Here is an 18587-nt window from a genome sequence, read left to right as displayed (position 1 = left end):
AAGGGGTTTCTGAAATGTCAGGACACAGTAAGTGGCATAACATTCAAGGACGTAAGAACGCCCAAGACGCAAAGCGTGGTAAGATCTTCCAAAAGCTTGCCCGCGATTTGTACACGGCAGCTAAGGCTGGTGGTGTAGATCCAGATTCAAACGCAGGTTTGCGTTTGGTTATCGACAAGGCTAAGGCAGCTAACATGCCAAAGGATAACATCCAACGTGCCTTGGATAAGGCTTCTGGTGCCGGTGGCGCTAACTACCAAGAGTTGACGTACGAAGGTTACGGACCAGCTGGTGTAGCTGTTTTGGTCCAAGCGTTGACTGATAACATTAACCGTACGGCTGCCTCAGTTCGTTCAACGTTCAAGCACTTCGGTGGTGAATTGGGAACGACTGGATCAGTTTCATTCCAATTCGATCGTAAGGGTTACATCGAAATCGAGCGTAACGAAGATAACGATATTGATGAGGATCAATTGTTCGAAGACATGTTGGAGGCTGGTGCTGAAGACATGAAGACTTACGATGACCAATTCGAAATCTACACGGATGCAAAGTCATTCCCTGAAGTACGTGACGCTTTGGAAGCAAAGGGTTACACGTTGGTCAACGATGAAGTCACGATGGTTGCCCAAAACCCAATGGCAGTGCCTGAGGATAAGCAAGCATCATTGGCTAGCTTGGTTGATGAACTTGAAGAAAACGATGACGTACAAGCTGTCTTTACGACTGCTGAATAGTTTTCGTTAAAAAAGAGACGTGGATTTTCCCGTCTCTTTTTTTGTTACCAAACATAACTGTTGACGCTGTGAACAAAAAGCGATAAAGTTATAAACAATTATTAATAGTTGAGTCGTTAACGTGTTTTGCCACAGACTCGGAATTGGGTATCATTGCGATTGCGATGATACCGTTAACGACGCCGGGATATTTGTTTATCTTGGCGTCGTTTGTTTTTCCGTATCATTGTGCGAAACCGTCGATGATGCGGAATTTTTTATAGGAGTGAAATGGGTACATGTTAGAACGATTCTTCAAACTGTCTGACAATCACACAAACGTGCGGACAGAAGTCATTGCCGGAATTACAACTTTTGTGGCAATGGGGTATATCATTTTCTTGAATCCGTCAGTGTTGTCGTTGACGGGGATGCCAAGTCAAGGGGTATTCTTAGCAACAATTTTGACAGCTGTTGTTGGTACTTTAATCACAGGACTGTTTGCAAACTTGCCTTACGCGTTGGCACCGTCAATTGGTATGCAAGCCATGTTTACGTACACGATTGTCTTTGGTTTGGGGTATACATGGAAGCAAGCGTTGGGAATGGTATTCTTGGTTGGCCTAGTTGATGTGATTATCACGTTGACGAAGATTCGTTCAGCCATTGTTAAAGCTATTCCGGATCAACTTAAGCACGCCATCGCCGCAGGTATTGGGCTATTTATCGCCTATATTGGGCTTAAGAATGCCGGTTTCTTAAATTTCTTAGTTGACCCGCAAAACATTTTAACCTTGAATAATAAGCCATTTACGGGTGGCGGGGCTAAGGTAATTGAAAGTATTACGGCAAACGGTAGCACGACGCCAGAAATTGCCACATTTAGCCAGCCCGCCGTCTTGTTGGGACTAATCGGCTTGGTGGTTTTGGTACTGTTGGTGGTCGCCAACGTGCCGGGGGCTTTCTTATTGTCAGTTTTCATCACGACGATTATTGGTATTCCAATGGGCGTCACGAATACGCACATTGATGCAATGGCCTCATTTACCTCAACGTTTAAGGACTTTGGTGGTATCTTTGGTCAAGCGCTTGGCCCAGACGGTCTTTGGTCAATGTTCACGTCACCAAAGCATATTTTGATCGTGGTATTAACAGTGTTCTCAATGGGCTTGTCAGGTTTGTTTGACGCAATTGGCACGTTCATTGGTACTGGTATGACGACAGGTATTTTTTCGGAAGCTGACCAGAAGGAGTTCTACGAAGGTAAGGGCTTTAAGTCAAAGATGGACCGCGGGTTGGTTGCAGATACATTTGCGACAATGTTTGCCGGTATCTTTGGTACCTCAAATACAACGACGTTCATTGAAGCCTCAGCCGGTATCAAGGCGGGTGGCCGTACTGGTTTAACATCAGTCGTGGTTGCGATTGGTTTCTTACTTGCAATTATTGCGGCTCCGCTGGTTAATGTCATTCCAACGGCAGCCACTGCACCAATTCTAATCGTTGTTGGTATCATGATGATGAACGAGTTTAAGGCGATCGAGTGGGATGATATTGAAATTGCGATCCCCGCGTTCTTCACGTCAGCATTCATGGCCTTCTCGTACTCAATTTCGTACGGTATTGCGGCTGGCTTTATTTTCTTCGTTGTCATTAAGAGTGTGAAGCGGAAGTTTACTGAAATTAGTCCAATCTTGTGGATTGTGACGATTTTGTTCTTGCTTAACTTCATCTCGTTGGCAGTTAATTAAAAAACTTTTGAAACGCTCTTGCAACTGGTTTTCGTGGTTGCAAGAGCGTTTTTTTGTGAATTGAAAAATTGTTTTATCGACTTTTGGAAAAATCGTCAAGCCGTGCCTCTTTATTAGTTGTGAGGAGGTAAGATATGACGACAATTCAGGCGGTATTTAGTAACGCTATTTTCGAGGCAGCGCAACACCAAGCGAGCGATATTTACATTATGCCAAAACAAGACGGCTATCAGGTGTCTTGTTATACGGCGGGTGGGATAGTCCCACTGGATGTGTTAACAGCGTCGGTAGGGGCGGCGTTAATTCGCCACATTAAATTTGAGGCACAAATGGATATCAGTGAAATGCGTCGGCCGCAATTGGGACGGTGGACTTATCAAGTTGGTGACCGGCCGCTTCATTTGCGGGTATCCAGTGTTGGTGATTTTCTGAATCGTGAGTCCGTGGTCGTCCGGTTAATCGCCGCGGCCACGGACCGCCAAATTCGATGGGTAGCGACGGCACCAGTGGCTGAACTGACGGCCACGTTATCGCGCAGACAGGGGTTAGTCTTAATTGCCGGGCAAATGGGCGCCGGTAAAACAACGACTTTGCATTACTTGGCGGGACAGGTACTTCAGAATCAGATGATTTTGACAATCGAAGATCCAGTCGAAATTGTGCAGAGCGAGTACTTACAATTACAGGTTAATCGTGAGGCGGAAATGGGTTATGCGACCTTGCTACGATTGGCGCTACGTCACCACCCTGATGTGATGATTATTGGTGAGATTCGGGATGCTGAAACGGCACATATCGTCGTCGAAGCAGCCTTGAGCGGCCATTTAATCTTAAGTACTGTTCATGCCATGTCAATAGCTGGCATTTGGTACCGACTGCGGGCGTTCGGTATACCAGCGGCCATTCTTCGTCAAGTTTTGATTGGCTTGGGATATCAAACAATGGTGCATGACACGCACGGTCCAATGGCTGATTTGCAAGTTGCACAGGGAAACAAGTTAGCGACATTATTCCAGGAGGTGAGGGATGAAGAAGCAACAGTGGCCGTTGAAAACGCAAGCTGATTTTTTTGAATTGCTTGGTCAACTGATTGCGAACGGGTATGCGTTAGAACGAGCTTTGATGACCGTGCAAGGTGTTTTACCCAAACAAAGGCCGGCATTAATGACGATTGTGGCCGGGTTACATCAAGGTCAACCACTGCATCAGTTACTGGCACCATATGTGCGTCGTGAAATTGCGCGCGAATTGGCTTTTGCCAGTGTCCATGGTCGACTATCACAGCTGGTGATGGAAATAGGCCGACGGGAACATCGTCGTTTGAAACAAAGTCAGAAGTTACGACAATTACTACTCTATCCAGTTGTGCTACTGGTGATGCTAGCGGGTTTAATGGTGCTGTTTTGTACGTATCTATTGCCCCAATTACAGCAGATGGGTGCAACTATGCCACAACTGTCGCACTGGGGCGTTGGTTTAAGTGTGGGTGTTTTGACGATTTGCACTATCTGCTGGCTTAGTGAACGAATATGGCGGCGACGTAATTGGCTGGAGCGACTACAGCTGTTACAGCGGATACCGTTTATCGGATCGCTGGTGCAACTTTCTATCGGGTATCAGATGAGCTTGCAATTGGGGTTGCTTTTGACGAGTGGGATTGGTTTGGCGACAATCATCAAGCGGAGTGCAACCGCGGATAGTCCAGAATTAATTCGACTACTAGGCACGCAAGCAGAACGCGGCCTACGAGAAGGACAAGATTTACGGCAAGTGATTCAGTCGATGCCATTATTACCGCCTGAATGTCAGCATCTCTTTGCAAAAGGTAAATCAGAACAGGCAATTGGCGAAGATTTTCAAATTTTGGCACAACGTAAATTTGAACTATTAGAACGCCAAATACAACGTTATTTAATGATTATTCAGCCGGTATGTTTTGCGGTGATTGGTCTAATTGTTATCGGGTTATATGGCATTATGCTGTTACCGATGTATCGAAATATGGGGGAATTAATGACATGGTAAAGTACACAAAGCGTCGTGGGTTTACGTTGATTGAAGTGGTGACAACAATTTTTATTATTGGTCTATTAATCTTATTGGTCTTGCCTAATGTGAATAACGTACGTAAGTTCGCTGAACAGAAGCAGCAAACAGCTCTGGTGCAAACGATTCAAACGCAGGTAGAGCTTTACTTGAGTGAAAATCCAGACAAGGTCGCTAATTTTGGTGATTTACAAGCGAACCAGTACTTGTCCGCAGATCAGGTAAAACAGGCGAAAGCTGCGGGCATTGATATTAAAGATAGTCAGGTGTTCCGTGCAAAATAAGCGGGCCGCTTTCACATTAATTGAAACGGTCGTGGTGTTATGTATTGTCAGTGTGGTTGGGCTATCAGGACAACAGTTGTTGCCTAGCAAGTCAGCAGACGCCTGGGTGGCGTTTGAACAACAGTTTGATTTGGCGTATGAAAAGGCACGTCAACGGCAATTGTATATGGGACAAGCCTTTGCTGTGATTGCGCAAGGTGATGCCGTGTTTGTGGATAATGAACGCGTGCCGCTACCGGCGGGATGGTTAGCACGATATCGTATGGTTGAGTGTCGACGCCACTACGTGAAACCAGCGACAATCATGATATGGCATGCGGACCGGCCCAAACCAGTGCGCTTGGTGTTTCAATTTGGTGGAGGGACGTATGAGCTGCAAACGTAACGGGACAATTCTTGCTGAGGCATTGGTGGCTGCACTGATTTTAACCAGTACAACAACCTTAATTATGATGACGGTAAGTTACTATCAGAAGCAACGACAACAAGAAGAGGCTCGAATCGTGGCCGTTAAACAAGCGTATAAGCAGGAACTTCGAACGTGGTTAAAAGAAAAGCATTCACCTTAGCAGAAACATTAGTAGCCTTAAGCATTATTATCATGTTTGGCTCCCTAATAACGATAGGCACTCGAATGATGCGTCAAACACAAACGCAAGCGGTGCAAACAATGACAACGCAACGTGTTTTACGGGCTTTGATTATTTTAGAATCGCCAGATGCGGCCTATCAATTGGTGACGTGCCATTCAGATGTGGTTCGCCTACGTAGTCAAACGAAACAACAGGAATACCTACTCCTAGTTAAGCGTCAACGCCTGGTTGTGACGACGATGCAAAGCGGGCAAATTGTGTTGTTGAATCAAGTCAAACAAGCAAAGTTTCAACGTCTTAGTGACCGGCGCATTGGGATCACGATTTTCTGTACGACGGGTCAAAAAGTTTATGAGGAGGTGAGTTTGTATTGAAGCATACACGATCAGGGCATATTTTGGGGCACACGTTGGGTGTGAGTGGGGTGTTGCTGGTGGCACTGACTGGCTGGTGTGTGATGCAGTCACACGCCCAACAGTTGCGTCGGGCTGAGTTGTTTTATTGGCAGGGTAAGTGCCAGGCCTTGGCTTATGTGCGCCAGACGCCTGAAGACCGAGGCAAGTCAACGCAACCGTATCCTCGCATTATTGCAAACTCCAAGTTCCACCATTATGTCTTGGTTGACTGGAATCGACAGGTCATTATTCCGAAGTGAATTCAACGGCCTCTTTCCTTGTCACTTACTAAAAAACTAGCTACACTGGAAGGAGCAGAAAAAACGAGGTAAAGACATGTTTGAAACGATTGAGAAGGCGGTTAAGCAACTACAAGCCGCACAAAATAAGCTTGTTGAAACATTGGACATGGCTGCAATTGAAGCACTTGTGATTGTGTTTGAGTTGATGCTCGGACAAGATGATGATGAGTGGACAACGCTTTCAGCGACGGATCAGGCAAATATCCTAGCTGACATCCAAGCAGCTGATTTTGATGGTATGACCCCAGAGTTAAAGCGTCAGGTACTACAACTATTGCTTGTAGCAACAATGCGTGAAGATGGGTTGCAAGCAAACTATCAAGTAACGCCAGATGCCATTGGCATGTGGGTAGGCTTTGTCGTTGAACAATTTGTTGCTGCAGGTGCGCCGGTAAAGGTAACTGATTTGACGGTTGGTTCAGGTAATTTGCTTGCAACGGTGGCGCAAGTTTTGGGACAACAAAAGAATGAAATGACAGCGAGTGGGGTTGAAAACGACGATACCATGTTGACGATTGCCTCAGGCATGGCAGCTTTGCTTGGCTTAGATTGGCAACTAACTTTGGCAGATGCAGTCGCAGATCAGCCAACTGTGAATCAAGATGTTGTCATAGCAGACTTGCCAGTTGGCTATTACCCATCAACTGTGCCAACTGACTTGACGACGCAAGCTGATGAAGGGATGACATACGTGCACCACTTGCTAATTGAGCAAGCTATTAAGGCGTTGCGCCCTGGTGGTTTGGCCGCGTTGATTGTACCGGCTAATTTGTTCGAATCAGAACAAGCGGCTAATATCTTGAAGTATTTGCAAGGCCCAGATGTTTTCTTTCAAGCGCTACTCCAATTCCCAGAAAAGCTCTTTACTAATGAGAAGGCCGCCAAGGCAATCTTGGTTTTGCAACGAGCAGGAGGCGATGCTGTCCAGGCAACGCCAGTTATGTTAGCACGGACTCCTGAATTGACAAATGTGGCAGAAAACAAGAATTTTGTGTCAGAAATTACGGCTTGGATGACGGCTAATTCATTACGTCACGCATAGTGTCACACGTGATACGTGTGTGAAACATTTGACAATTCAGTTAGCAAATTTTGTGCTATACTATTTAAAGATATTGAGCAAATTCCAGTTTTGGAAAAGAGGAGACAAGTATACATGGCTAAGACTATGGCGATTAACGCCGGCTCTTCATCATTGAAGTTTCAATTGATTGAGATGCCAGCTGAGCAGGTAATTGCAAAGGGACAAGTTGAACGAATCGGTTTGAGCGACTCAATTTTTACGTTGAAGTACAACGGTGAGAAGATTGAGTTGATTCAAGACATCGACAACCACGAGGCTGCCATTAACTTGTTGTTGGAACAATTGAAGGAAAACAACGTTATTGCTGATTTGAGCGAAATCACAGGTGTTGGTCACCGTGTGGTTGCGGGTGGAGAATGGTTTAACCACTCAGTCGTTGTTGACGATGATGTTTTGGAAAAGATTGACCGTTTGGCAGCTTATGCGCCTTTGCACAACCCAGCTAATGCTATGGGAATCCGTGTATTCCAAAAGTTGTTGCCTAACGCAACTTCAGTTGCTGTGTTTGACACAGCGTTCCACCAAACAATGCCACGCAAGAACTACTTGTACGGTTTGCCATATGAGTACTACACGAAGTACGGTGCTCGTAAGTATGGTGCCCACGGAACATCACACCGTTACGTGGCTGCCCGCACGGCAGAAATTTTGAACAAGCCTCTTGAAGATTTGAAGATTATCACGCTTCACTTGGGAGCTGGTGCTTCAATTACGGCCATCAAGAATGGTAAGTCATACGACACGTCAATGGGCTTCACGCCATTGGCTGGTGTTATGATGGCGACTCGTTCAGGTGATGTAGACCCATCTTTGGTTTACTACATCCAAGAGCGTGAAGGTTTGACGAACGATGAAATGTTGAACATCTTGAACAAGAAGTCAGGTTTGCTTGGTGTCTCAACGTTGTCAGCTGACATGCGTGACTTGAAGGCTGTTCGTGAGACAAACGAACACGCTGAATTGGCTATCCAAATGTTCGTTGATCGTGTTGTTCGTTACATCGGTCAATACTACATGGAGCTTGAAGGCATTGATGCAATCGTCTTTACTGCTGGTATCGGTGAAAATGCCGATGACTTGCGTTCAGAAATCATCAGCCGTTTGAACTTCATGGGCATTAAGATGAACGAAGAACAAAACAAGCAACGTGATGATGAAATGATTATTTCTACTGATGATTCAGCCGTTAAGGTGTTGAAGGTTGCAACTGACGAAGAAATTATGATTGCACGCGACGTTGAATTGTTGAAGAATAACAAGTAAACAAATGAAACGATACAAAGTTACGTATGAGGAATCGTACGTAACTTTTTTTATTTATCGGTGTTGGCTGAGACAATCACAAAGGAACTTTAAAACGTTACTGGCATAATTAGGGGTATTTGCCTAAGTTTGGTAAAATAAAGTGTACGAATTTATACTTTTTGAACATAGAGTCTAACGAAAGGAAATATTTAAATGTATGCACAAGTGATTGTTGATGTGCCGACGATGCAAACGAATCAACCATATACGTATGCTGTCCCAGAAGCATTGACTGAGGTCTTAGCCGTGGGAATGCGTGTGGTTGTACCGTTTGGTCGTGGTAATCGTTTGATTCAAGGCTTCGTAGTTGGCTTCGTTACGTCTGTTAAAGAAGCAACCGAGTTAAAGGCAATTGAAAGCGTTGTTGAACTTGAACCGGTTTTAAACGAAGAATTACTTGATTTAGGCCAGTGGTTGGCCGAAACCAATTTTGCATTTCGCATCAGTGTCTTGCAAACCATGTTACCAAACGTCATGCGTGCCAAGTACTCAAAGACATTCCAGTTAGTTGATCCTGATGGCCTAGCTGACGAACCGGATGTGCAAGTATTGTTTGCTGATCGTTCAGAGATACCGTTTAACGAAACGGAAATCGCACCAGAATTGTTGCCAAAATTGCAACGCTTACAACGAGCAGGGACTTTACAGGTTGGATACGTGGTTGATAATCGAGCGACCGCCAAAACTGTTTTGGCGATGAAGCCCCTTTTGTTAGCTAGCGAGTATGATGAACTGCGTCAAAATTTGCGGAAGACAGCGGTTAAACAAGCCCGCTTTTTGACTTATTTGATGACAGCGCCTCAGGAATTTGTCCCAATAAAAACGGTATTAGATAGCCAGGGATTGGACTATCCAACGATCAAAAAAGCTGCTGAACAAGGTTGGATTGAACGGGCGGAGATTGAAGAATATCGGTTGCCACGATTGAGCAGTCCGATTGAACCAACATCACCATTAACGTTGAATCCAGAACAGGAAACAGCTTATACCGCAATTGCGGCTAGTTTAGGTGAGGCCCAGACGAAGACGTTTTTGCTCGAAGGTATTACGGGGTCTGGTAAAACAGAAGTGTATTTGCAAGCGATTGCGCGGACCTTGCAACAGGGAAAGACGGCAATTATGCTGGTACCGGAAATAACGTTAACGCCGCAAATGGTGCGTCGTGTTAAAGGCCGGTTTGGGGATGATGTTGCCGTTATGCATTCAGGTTTGTCAGAAGGTGAACGTTATGACGAGTGGCGTCGCGTTGAACGACATGAGGTTAATGTTGTGGTCGGGGCACGGTCAGCTATTTTTGCGCCCTTGGAAAACATTGGTCTGATTGTGATTGATGAGGAGCACGAGGCGACCTACAAGCAGGATGAAAATCCACGTTACCACGCACGTGATGTTGCACAATGGCGGGCAGAGCGTCATGGAGCAACGCTTGTGTTGGGTTCGGCCACACCGTCACTCGAAAGTCGTGCGCGTGCACAACGAGGCGTGTATACGCTATTAACTTTGACGGAGCGCGCACTACATAATCCACTACCTAAAGCGGAAGTGGTTGATATGCGCGAAGCGATGAAGGCGGGTGGTGACGATATTTTCTCACCACAGATGCTTGATCAATTGCGTGATCGACTCGATAAGAACGAGCAAAGTGTCTTGATGCTTAACCGCCGTGGGTACGCTAATTTTATGATGTGTCGCAATTGTGGCTACGTGCCACGTTGCGTGAACTGTGACTTGGCAATGACAGTTCACAAGGATACGGGACGGTTGGAGTGCCACTACTGTGGCTATAGCGAACCAATTCCAACAACTTGTGCAAACTGTGGTTCTGACCGCATCCGTCCTTACGGTACGGGGACGCAAAAAGTTGAAGAAGAGTTACAACGCATGATGCCGGATGCCCGCATTATTCGTATGGATGTTGATACCACTCGTCGTAAGGGGGCAACGGACAAGATGTTGGCAGATTTTGGTGACAAGAAAGCTGATATCTTGCTGGGGACCCAGATGATTGCGAAGGGACTCGATTTTCCAGATGTTACGTTGGTTGGCGTGCTGAATGCCGATACAACCTTGGGGCTACCGGATTATCGCGCTTCTGAACGAACGTTCCAATTGCTAACGCAGGTTGCTGGTCGTGCCGGTCGTGCTGATAAAGAAGGAGAAGTGGTGATTCAGACCTTCAATCCAGATCACTATGCTATTCAATTAGCGAAAACCCAGGACTACGAAGCATTTTACCGGCAAGAAATGAACTTACGGCACACCTGGCAATATGCCCCATATTATTACACGGTTCAGATTAAAATCGCTCATGAACGCCAAGATGAGGCTGCTAAAGTTGCATATCAAACCGCTAACTGGTTGAAGAAGCATCTTGCATCTGATTCTGTGTTGTTGGGACCGTCAACGGGTGCGATTACCCGTTTGAAAAACAAGTACTATTACCGAATGGTCATTAAATTTAAGCACGATGATGGGTTGGAAGAGGCTTTAACAGAGCTAGTTTCAGCCGGCCAACATTTGCAGAAACAAGGAGTTGTGCTGACAATTGATCGTGACCCAGTCAACTTTATCTAAACTAACGGTCGCTAGCGATAGCGACCATACATAGGCACAAAAGAGGAGCAGGAACATGACAACGAAAATTGTATTTATGGGAACACCGAATTTTTCAGTACCAATTTTGAATGCGTTGATTGCCGACGATAACTATGATGTCTTGGCAGTTATGACACAGCCTGACCGGCCAGTTGGTCGCAAGCGTGTATTGACGCCAACACCGGTTAAGGAAGCTGCTGTTGCTGCAGGTATTCGCGTGTTGCAACCCGAAAAGTTATCTGGTTCAGATGAAATGGCCGAGGTTATTGCGATGGCGCCGGATTTGTTGATTACGGCAGCCTATGGGCAATTCTTGCCAACCAAGTTGCTGCAAGCAGCGCAAATCGCAGCCATTAATGTGCACGCATCATTGCTACCAAAGTACCGAGGTGGCGCACCAATTCACTACGCTGTCTTGAATGGTGATGCCGAAACGGGTGTCTCAATTATGTATATGATTAAGGCCATGGACGCTGGTGATGTTATTTCACGGGCGACGTTGCCAATTTTGGAAGATGATAATACTGGAACGTTGTTCGATAAGTTAAGCCTGTTGGGACGTGACTTGTTGTTGCAAACGTTGCCAGACTTAATTGCGGGGACTGTGACGCCTGAACCACAAAATGAAGATGATGTGACGTTCTCACCAAACATTACGCCAGAACAAGAGGTGCTGGACTTTACCCGTTCTGCGCGTGAGATTCATAATCACGTGCGTGGCTTGTATCCATTCCCAATCGCGCACACGACGATTAACGGGGTCCGGACAAAGATTCAACAAACACACTTGGTTGATGAAACAACTGATGCGCCTGCCGGAACGGTTGTTAAAAAGGGCAAGCATGATTTGTGGTTGGCGGCTGGTGATGGTCACGTTATTGCGATTGATGAGTTACAACCGGCGGGTAAGCCTAAGATGGCCGTTACGGCATACTTGAATGGACATGCTAAGTTTGAAGAAGGAGAGATGGTGATTACCGATGAGCAAGGGAACTAGCAATAAGGTTGCTGAGTGGGAACTACATAATGCACGTGCCATGGCAGTCCGCACGTTGGAAAAAATTCGCAATGGCGCGTACTCAAATTTGCAATTAAACAATACGGTCAAGCAAGCGGAATTAGATGAGCGTGATGTGCACTTGATGACCACGATGGTTTATGGGGTAATTCAGCGCCGGATGACGTTGGAATACTGGTTGACGCCATTTGTGAAAAAGCCTGAAAAGTTGGACGCTTGGGTACGCGAATTGCTATACATCTCACTTTTTCAAATGAAGTTCTTGGACAAGGTTCCAACACACGCAATCTTTGATGAGGCGATTAATATTGCTAAGCGTCGTGGGCACGATGGCGTCCGTAAGTTCGTTACAGGTGTCTTACACGCAATCGATCGCGAAGGTGTCCGCTCATTTGATGAAATTACTGATAAGGTTGAACGTTTGTCAATTGAGGCATCATTGACAGAGTGGTTGATTAATCAATTAACAACGGAATTAGGCTGGGAAAAGGCATCACGAATTGCGATGGCGATTAACGATGCCCCAGCCCAATCCGCCCGGGTTAATTTGGCTGTCACAACGGTTGCTGAAGCCACAGACATTTTGGAGGCAGAAGGCTTTACGGTTACGCCATCTAAGGTTACGCCAGATGCCTTGTTGTTGTCGGGCGGTCACGTTGCGAGTTCGCAAGCATTTAAGGACGGCTTGGTTACCTTACAAGATGAATCAGCAATGCTGATGGCGCCAAGTCTGGATATTCATCCTGACATGCAAGTGCTTGATGCCGCTGCGGCCCCTGGTGGTAAGACAACACAAATTGCGACATACTTGAACGCAGCTGAAGGTGGTATTGTTGAGGCATTAGATATTCATGATCATAAGGTTGGATTGATTAACCAAAATGCAGAACGACTTCACGTAGCTGACCGCGTTCATGCGCGTACATTGGATGCTCGCAAGGTGGATGAAGCCTTTACGGATGAACAATTTGATCGTATTTTGGTTGATGCGCCTTGTTCAGGATTTGGTTTGCTACGTCGTAAGCCTGAAATTCGCTATGACAAAACAATGGCCGATAGTTTAAGCTTACAGAAGATTCAATTAGGTATCCTGAAAGCCGCTGCGCCTAAGTTGAAGGCTGGTGGCCGCATGGTTTATGGTACTTGCACGATCCTGCAATCAGAAAATGAAGATGTGGTTGATCAATTCTTGGCTGAACACCCTGACTTTGAGTTGGTACCAACATACACGGCGTATGATCTTGAGGCACAAGATGATCGCGGTATGGTTCACATGTTCCCAGATGATTTCGAGTCAGATGGTTTCTTTATTGCAACTTTGCAAAAGAAGGCTTAAGAATCAGACGGTAACAACTGAAAGGAAGGCAACCCTATGAAAATTGCGTATGCGTCCGATACTGGACGCGTTCGTGCCGACAATCAGGATTACGTGGGTGTTTTCATTAACCAGACGGGGGCGCAATTAGCGATTGTCGCAGACGGTGTTGGTGGTGAAAACGGTGGAGATGTTGCGGCGACTATGGCGGTCTCACATATCGGTAATGAATGGCAACAAACTGATGTTCACGATATTTGGGCGGCCAAAGATTGGATGCTCCAGCAAACGGCACAAGAGAATGAAACAATTTTAAAAAAAGCTAATCGTTATCGGACACTGCGTGGTATGGCAACAACACTGGTTGTGGCCGTTATCTTGGCTGAACAAGTTGTGATTGCGAATTTAGGTGACTCACGTGCCTACTTAATTCGTGACGACGAAATGCGACAACTCACGGTTGATCACAATTTAGCTAGCGAACTATTGCAACGCGGTGCCATTACGGCCGATGAGGCGGTTGCACACCCAGGTCGTCATGTAATTACACGGCAACTGGGTGTGACTGAAGAAGCGAATCCGGATGTATTTGAATTTGCAACTCGGCCGGGCGATTTATTAGTATTAACAACAGATGGTATGCCGAAGCATGTCTCGGATGCCAAAGTATTGGCAACAATTTTAGCATCTGATAATTTGACAGATGCAGTGGCGTCACTTATTGACCAAACGAATGACGCGGGTGGGTCTGATAATGTGACTGTTTTAATTGGCCAACAAGAAAGTGAGGATCGCTAAATGCAGATTAATCAACTAATTGGCGATCGTTACCGCATTATTGAACCACTGGGTGAAGGTGGTATGGCCAATGTGTATCGGGCGCACGATATTATTTTGGACCGTGATGTGTCATTGAAGTTAATGCGCTTAGATATGCGTGATAACGAGTCAGTGCGCAGACGTTTTGAAAATGAAATTGCGGCGACGTCGGCATTAATTCACCCGAATATCATTCAGGTTTATGATTATGGTGAAGATGGTGGGTCGCAATATTTGGTAAGTGAATACGTTTCTGGAATGGATTTAAAGCGGTATATTGCTGAACGACAACCAATTCCGGTGACACGTGTCATTGACATCATGAGCGAAATTTTAGCCGGTGTTGGTGAAGCGCATAAGGCTGGAATTGTCCACCGAGATTTAAAGCCACAAAATATTTTGATTAACCAAAATGGTGAGGCTAAAATTACCGATTTCGGGATTGCACGCGCGCAAACGTCATTCGGTATGACGCAAACGAACACAGCAATCGGTTCGGTTCACTACATGGCTCCGGAGCAAGTTAAGGGCGAGGTAGCAACTGTCCGCAGTGATATTTATTCATTGGGAGTTATGCTGTTTGAGATGCTGACCGGGCATGTGCCGTTTGATGGTGAAACGGCGGTTGCGGTTGCGGTTAAGCATACGCAAGATCCGATGCCGTCAATCCGGGATATCGATCCGCGCATGCCACAAGCGCTTGAAAATGTTATTTTGAAAGCGACAGCAAAAAATCCGATGAGTCGGTATGCCTCGGCGCATGAGATGGCAGCCGACTTGGCAACCGCGTTATCACCCAATCGCGTCAATGAAGCGCGGTGGGAAGATCCGAATGAAGCTGTTGATGATACAGCGACAAAGGTTATTCCGTTGGCACCGATTCATGAGTTGGCAAGTACGGAAGCAGCTAGCGAGGCGACGCCGACACCAGAGGTCACGACCGAACCAGCGGCGGCAACACCCGATAATCCTAAGTCAAAATGGCGTTGGATTTGGGCAGCCCTGGGTGTTGTCGCAGCCTTAATTATCGGGTTAGGCGTGTACGGCGCAACGCGACCAGCTTTGGTACGGGTGCCAGATGTTAGTGGGATGACGCAAGCCAATGCCTCGCAGGCTTTGGAACGGCTTAAATTAGAAGTCGGGGATGTGACAACGACTAGCTCGAGCGTAATTGACCGCGGTAAGGTTGTTCGAACAACGCCAGCCCGTGGCAAAAGTATCAAGGCAGGTACCGAAGTAGACTTGATTGTTTCCAAGGGGCCTGCGAAAGTCCGTTTTGGCGATTACGTCAATGAGAAGTACACGACAGTGGCTGATAAGTTAAAGGCAAAGGGCTTTACGGTTGAGCAGACTGAAACGGCTAATAGTTCAATCCCAGCGGGATATATTATTTCGCAGAATCTAGATGCTGAAGACCGGGTTATTCCAGGTGAGACAACAGTTCGCTTTAAGGTGTCAACTGGACCAAAACGCTATGCTGTACCTGATTTTAGTGGCAAGGACCGTTCAGAAGTGGCCTCTTGGGCTGCCGAAAACGGTATTTCTGTGACGTACAATTCAGTTTATTCAGATAGTATTGCAGTGGATGAAGTGGTGTCACAATCGATTACGCCGGGATCGAAGATTACGACGAACGATATGCTGATGGTAACCCTTTCAAAGGGCGAAAATCCTGAAGCAAAGGCTGCTAGCGAAGCAGCGCGTGAATCAAGTGTTTCAGCTTCAATTGCTGAGTCACAATCGATTGCCGATTCTGAAGCCGCCTCACTATCTGAAAAGGAAGCCTCTAAAGCCGCCTCAGAGGCCGCAAAGGAAGCTGCCAAGGATGCCACTAATACGCCAACCTCATCAGTTGACGGTGACGATAGTGTGCCAAGTAGCTCTACGAGTACGTCAACAAGCAGCTCAAGTAGCAAATCATCAGCGACAAGTAGCAAGAATAGCTCAAATTAAATAGGAGAAAATATGGCAGATTATCATGGACAAATTCAATTAGCCTTGGCTGGCTTTTATGATGTCCTGACTGACGAGGGTGAACTATTTCGAACTCGTGCACGTGGTAATTTCCGCAAGCGCGATATGAAACCCCTTGTTGGTGATTGGGTAACGTTCAGTGCCGAGACCAAGGATGAAGGTTATATCTTAGATATCGACGAACGTGAAAACAGTTTAGTACGGCCACCAGTTGCAAACGTCGATCAAGCAATTGTAGTGACGGCGGTCAAAATGCCCGATTGGTCAAGTAATTTGCTTGATCGTCAATTGGTTGCGTTGGAAGAGAAAGACATTGAACCGGTTATTTATTTCACAAAAACTGATTTGTTAAGTGCCACAGAAATGGCTGATATGGTTAAAGTTGCAGACGGGTACCGCGCGGCTGGTTACCAAGTAATTTTGCCGGCGGTTGCGTTTGATGAACAAAGCTTGCTGGCAGTGAAGGACTTGTTAGCTGATAAATTATCGGTTGTGATGGGACAGACCGGGGCTGGAAAAAGCACTTTGTTGAATCATTTGGCCCCAGAATTAGATTTAGCGACTGGTGAGGTGTCACAAGCTTTGAGTCGTGGTCGCCACACGACGCGCCAGGTTGGGCTTGTGCAACTATTTGGTGGCTTTGTGGCAGATACGCCAGGATTTTCAGCTTTTGAAGTCTTTGATATGGAAGCCCGTGATTTAACGCATTACTTCCGTGAATTTAATGCCTTAGCCCCTAACTGCCGCTTCCGTGGGTGCGTGCACTTAAACGAGCCAGGTTGCGCTGTGAAGGATGCTTTGGAAGCCGGTACAATCATGCAATCTCGTTATGATAACTACAAGCTATTTTACGATTTGATTGAAGGCCGACGCCCGGTTTATAATAAGCATGACAAGAAACACTAATTTTTGAGATTAGACAAAAGAGGTTTAGACATGACGATTAAGGTAGCACCGTCAATTTTGTCTGCAGATTACATCAACTTGCAAAAGGATATTGAGTTGATTGAAGCTGCAGGTGCGGAATTTGTTCACATCGACGTAATGGATGGTATGTTTGTGCCATCTATCTCATACGGGCCAGCTTGGGTAAAGGCCTTGCGCCCAGTGACCGACATGGTTTTGGATGTCCACTTGATGGTGGAACAACCAGAACGTTACATTGACGTATTTGCAGAGGCTGGTTCAGACATTATTGGTGTCCACTATGAGGCCACGCCACACATTCACCGTGCTTTACAACAAATTAAGAACCACGGTATTAAGGCTGAGGTTGTTATCAACCCTGGTACTTCAGTTGCGGCAATTGAGCCAGTTTTGCACATGGTTGATCAAGTTTTGGTCATGACGGTTAACCCTGGTTTCGGTGGTCAAAAGTTCTTGCCAGAGACGTTGGAGAAGATTGCCCGTTTGGCTGAAATTAAGCGTGAAAAGGGCTACGACTTCGATATTGAAATCGATGGTGGCGCTAATGACGAAACGACGAAGCTAGCTTATGAAGCTGGTGCAACGGTGGCAGTGGCGGGTTCATACGTCTTTGACAAGGTTGACCCAGCGGCTAAGATTGCCCGTTTGAAGGAAGTAACGTCAGACTAATGAAACGGATGCGTGTGTTAGTCGGGGGCCCACTATCTGAGTGGCCGGATGCGTTGCACGCAGGTCAGTTAGACGGCCCATGGGCAGCGGCTGACCGAGGCGCATTACGATTATTAGCCATGAATCAAGTGCCACTGTTAACGGTGGGTGACTTTGATTCGATGACAGCGACTGAACGTGAAACGACCTTGGCGAAGTTGCCACGGGTCGTGAGTGCACAACCTGAAAAGGATGAGACGGACACGGAGCTGTTACTATCACTGATTGAACAAGACTATCAGCCGGACCGAATTGAAATATACGGGGCCACTGGTGGTCGGATTGATCAGTTACTGTCAAACATTTGGATTTTTACGCAACCGCGGTTTCAAACGTTAGCTACCAAAATTGTGCTCATTGATCGGACAAATGAAATGTCGTTTTATCTGCCGGGCAAGCATACAATTACGCATACGCCGGGGATGACCTATCTGGGGTTTATGCCGTTGACGCCAGTCACGGGGCTAACGTTAGCTGATGAAAAATATCGTTTGACTGATTGGTCAGGGAACCCTTTTTCATTTTCATCAAACGAATTTGCGGGAGAAGTGAATCATTTCGAATTTACTTCAGGCATGGTTGCAGTGATCCAAAGTCGTGACTTAAATGGGCAGACAAGCGATTAAGTCGCGGGTTTGCCAAAATATCACCTTGTGATATTCGTGTAAAGTAAAAATACTTTACACAAAACCCTTGCACAACTGGTAAGGGTTTGATATTATTGTTCAAGTAAATAAAAGCACTGAATTAAAGAG

Annotated in this window: 19 protein-coding genes; all 19 read left to right on the top strand. The window is 46.1% G+C overall.

The window, feature by feature from the left end; translation table 11 throughout:
* Window positions 1-14 precede the first annotated feature (14 nt).
* The 19 genes from ACJ28U_RS08810 (at window position 15) to ACJ28U_RS08720 (ending at window position 18458) form a co-directional block, all read left to right on the top strand.
* Window positions 15-737 carry a YebC/PmpR family DNA-binding transcriptional regulator gene (locus ACJ28U_RS08810; protein WP_010372727.1) on the top strand — a complete coding sequence of 241 codons (723 nt, stop codon included), beginning with the start codon at window positions 15-17 and terminating at the stop codon, window positions 735-737.
* Window positions 738-1015: 278 nt separating this feature from the next.
* On the top strand, window positions 1016-2467 hold the full coding sequence (locus ACJ28U_RS08805) for an NCS2 family permease (RefSeq protein WP_407619005.1): 1452 nt from the start codon (window positions 1016-1018) through the stop codon (window positions 2465-2467).
* Between the two features lie 134 nt (window positions 2468-2601).
* Window positions 2602-3531 (top strand): competence type IV pilus ATPase ComGA, encoded by a 930-nt coding sequence (gene comGA, locus ACJ28U_RS08800; protein WP_407619004.1) that lies wholly within the window; start codon window positions 2602-2604, stop codon window positions 3529-3531.
* Entirely contained in the window at window positions 3494-4492 is a 999-nt protein-coding gene (locus ACJ28U_RS08795; protein ID WP_407619003.1) for a type II secretion system F family protein, read from the top strand. Before comGA ends, ACJ28U_RS08795 begins: the two co-directional genes overlap by 38 nt.
* Entirely contained in the window at window positions 4486-4797 is a 312-nt protein-coding gene (locus ACJ28U_RS08790) for a prepilin-type N-terminal cleavage/methylation domain-containing protein (protein ID WP_407619002.1), read from the top strand. Before ACJ28U_RS08795 ends, ACJ28U_RS08790 begins: the two co-directional genes overlap by 7 nt.
* Window positions 4787-5182: a hypothetical protein gene (locus ACJ28U_RS08785; RefSeq protein ID WP_407619001.1), complete on the top strand. Its 396-nt coding sequence runs from the start codon at window positions 4787-4789 to the stop codon at window positions 5180-5182. The genes ACJ28U_RS08790 and ACJ28U_RS08785 overlap by 11 nt, the downstream gene beginning before the upstream one ends.
* The gene (locus ACJ28U_RS08780; protein ID WP_407619000.1) at window positions 5166-5366 is read left to right on the top strand and encodes a hypothetical protein; all 201 of its coding nucleotides are present in this window, start codon (window positions 5166-5168) and stop codon (window positions 5364-5366) included. The genes ACJ28U_RS08785 and ACJ28U_RS08780 overlap by 17 nt, the downstream gene beginning before the upstream one ends.
* A gap of 65 nt (window positions 5367-5431) precedes the next feature.
* Window positions 5432-5764, top strand: coding sequence for a hypothetical protein (locus tag ACJ28U_RS08775; protein ID WP_407618999.1), 333 nt, complete (start codon window positions 5432-5434; stop codon window positions 5762-5764).
* A complete protein-coding gene (locus ACJ28U_RS08770; protein WP_407618998.1) occupies window positions 5761-6045 on the top strand; it encodes a hypothetical protein in 285 nt (94 codons plus the stop codon). Before ACJ28U_RS08775 ends, ACJ28U_RS08770 begins: the two co-directional genes overlap by 4 nt.
* A 76-nt stretch (window positions 6046-6121) precedes the next feature.
* A complete protein-coding gene (locus ACJ28U_RS08765) occupies window positions 6122-7129 on the top strand; it encodes a class I SAM-dependent methyltransferase (protein WP_407618997.1) in 1008 nt (335 codons plus the stop codon).
* A gap of 114 nt (window positions 7130-7243) precedes the next feature.
* Window positions 7244-8434, top strand: coding sequence for an acetate/propionate family kinase (locus tag ACJ28U_RS08760; RefSeq protein WP_010372759.1), 1191 nt, complete (start codon window positions 7244-7246; stop codon window positions 8432-8434).
* A gap of 195 nt (window positions 8435-8629) precedes the next feature.
* Window positions 8630-11050 (top strand): primosomal protein N', encoded by a 2421-nt coding sequence (gene priA / locus ACJ28U_RS08755; protein ID WP_407618996.1) that lies wholly within the window; start codon window positions 8630-8632, stop codon window positions 11048-11050.
* A gap of 55 nt (window positions 11051-11105) precedes the next feature.
* On the top strand, window positions 11106-12068 hold the full coding sequence (gene fmt / locus ACJ28U_RS08750; protein ID WP_407618995.1) for a methionyl-tRNA formyltransferase: 963 nt from the start codon (window positions 11106-11108) through the stop codon (window positions 12066-12068).
* Window positions 12052-13425 (top strand): 16S rRNA (cytosine(967)-C(5))-methyltransferase RsmB, encoded by a 1374-nt coding sequence (rsmB, locus tag ACJ28U_RS08745; protein ID WP_407618994.1) that lies wholly within the window; start codon window positions 12052-12054, stop codon window positions 13423-13425. The genes fmt and rsmB overlap by 17 nt, the downstream gene beginning before the upstream one ends.
* Before the next feature lie 36 nt (window positions 13426-13461).
* On the top strand, window positions 13462-14202 hold the full coding sequence (locus ACJ28U_RS08740) for a Stp1/IreP family PP2C-type Ser/Thr phosphatase (RefSeq protein ID WP_407618993.1): 741 nt from the start codon (window positions 13462-13464) through the stop codon (window positions 14200-14202).
* The gene (pknB, locus tag ACJ28U_RS08735; RefSeq protein ID WP_407618992.1) at window positions 14203-16176 is read left to right on the top strand and encodes a Stk1 family PASTA domain-containing Ser/Thr kinase; all 1974 of its coding nucleotides are present in this window, start codon (window positions 14203-14205) and stop codon (window positions 16174-16176) included.
* A gap of 12 nt (window positions 16177-16188) precedes the next feature.
* Window positions 16189-17103 carry a ribosome small subunit-dependent GTPase A gene (rsgA, locus tag ACJ28U_RS08730; protein WP_099087517.1) on the top strand — a complete coding sequence of 305 codons (915 nt, stop codon included), beginning with the start codon at window positions 16189-16191 and terminating at the stop codon, window positions 17101-17103.
* A gap of 30 nt (window positions 17104-17133) precedes the next feature.
* The gene (gene rpe, locus ACJ28U_RS08725; protein ID WP_134643769.1) at window positions 17134-17793 is read left to right on the top strand and encodes a ribulose-phosphate 3-epimerase; all 660 of its coding nucleotides are present in this window, start codon (window positions 17134-17136) and stop codon (window positions 17791-17793) included.
* The gene (locus tag ACJ28U_RS08720) at window positions 17793-18458 is read left to right on the top strand and encodes a thiamine diphosphokinase (protein WP_099087515.1); all 666 of its coding nucleotides are present in this window, start codon (window positions 17793-17795) and stop codon (window positions 18456-18458) included. The genes rpe and ACJ28U_RS08720 overlap by 1 nt, the downstream gene beginning before the upstream one ends.
* Window positions 18459-18587: the final 129 nt, after the last annotated feature.

Source organism: Weissella sp. MSCH1 (assembly GCF_045799135.1).
Taxonomy (GTDB): domain Bacteria; phylum Bacillota; class Bacilli; order Lactobacillales; family Lactobacillaceae; genus Weissella.
This window is presented reverse-complemented; position numbering and strand designations above follow the sequence as displayed.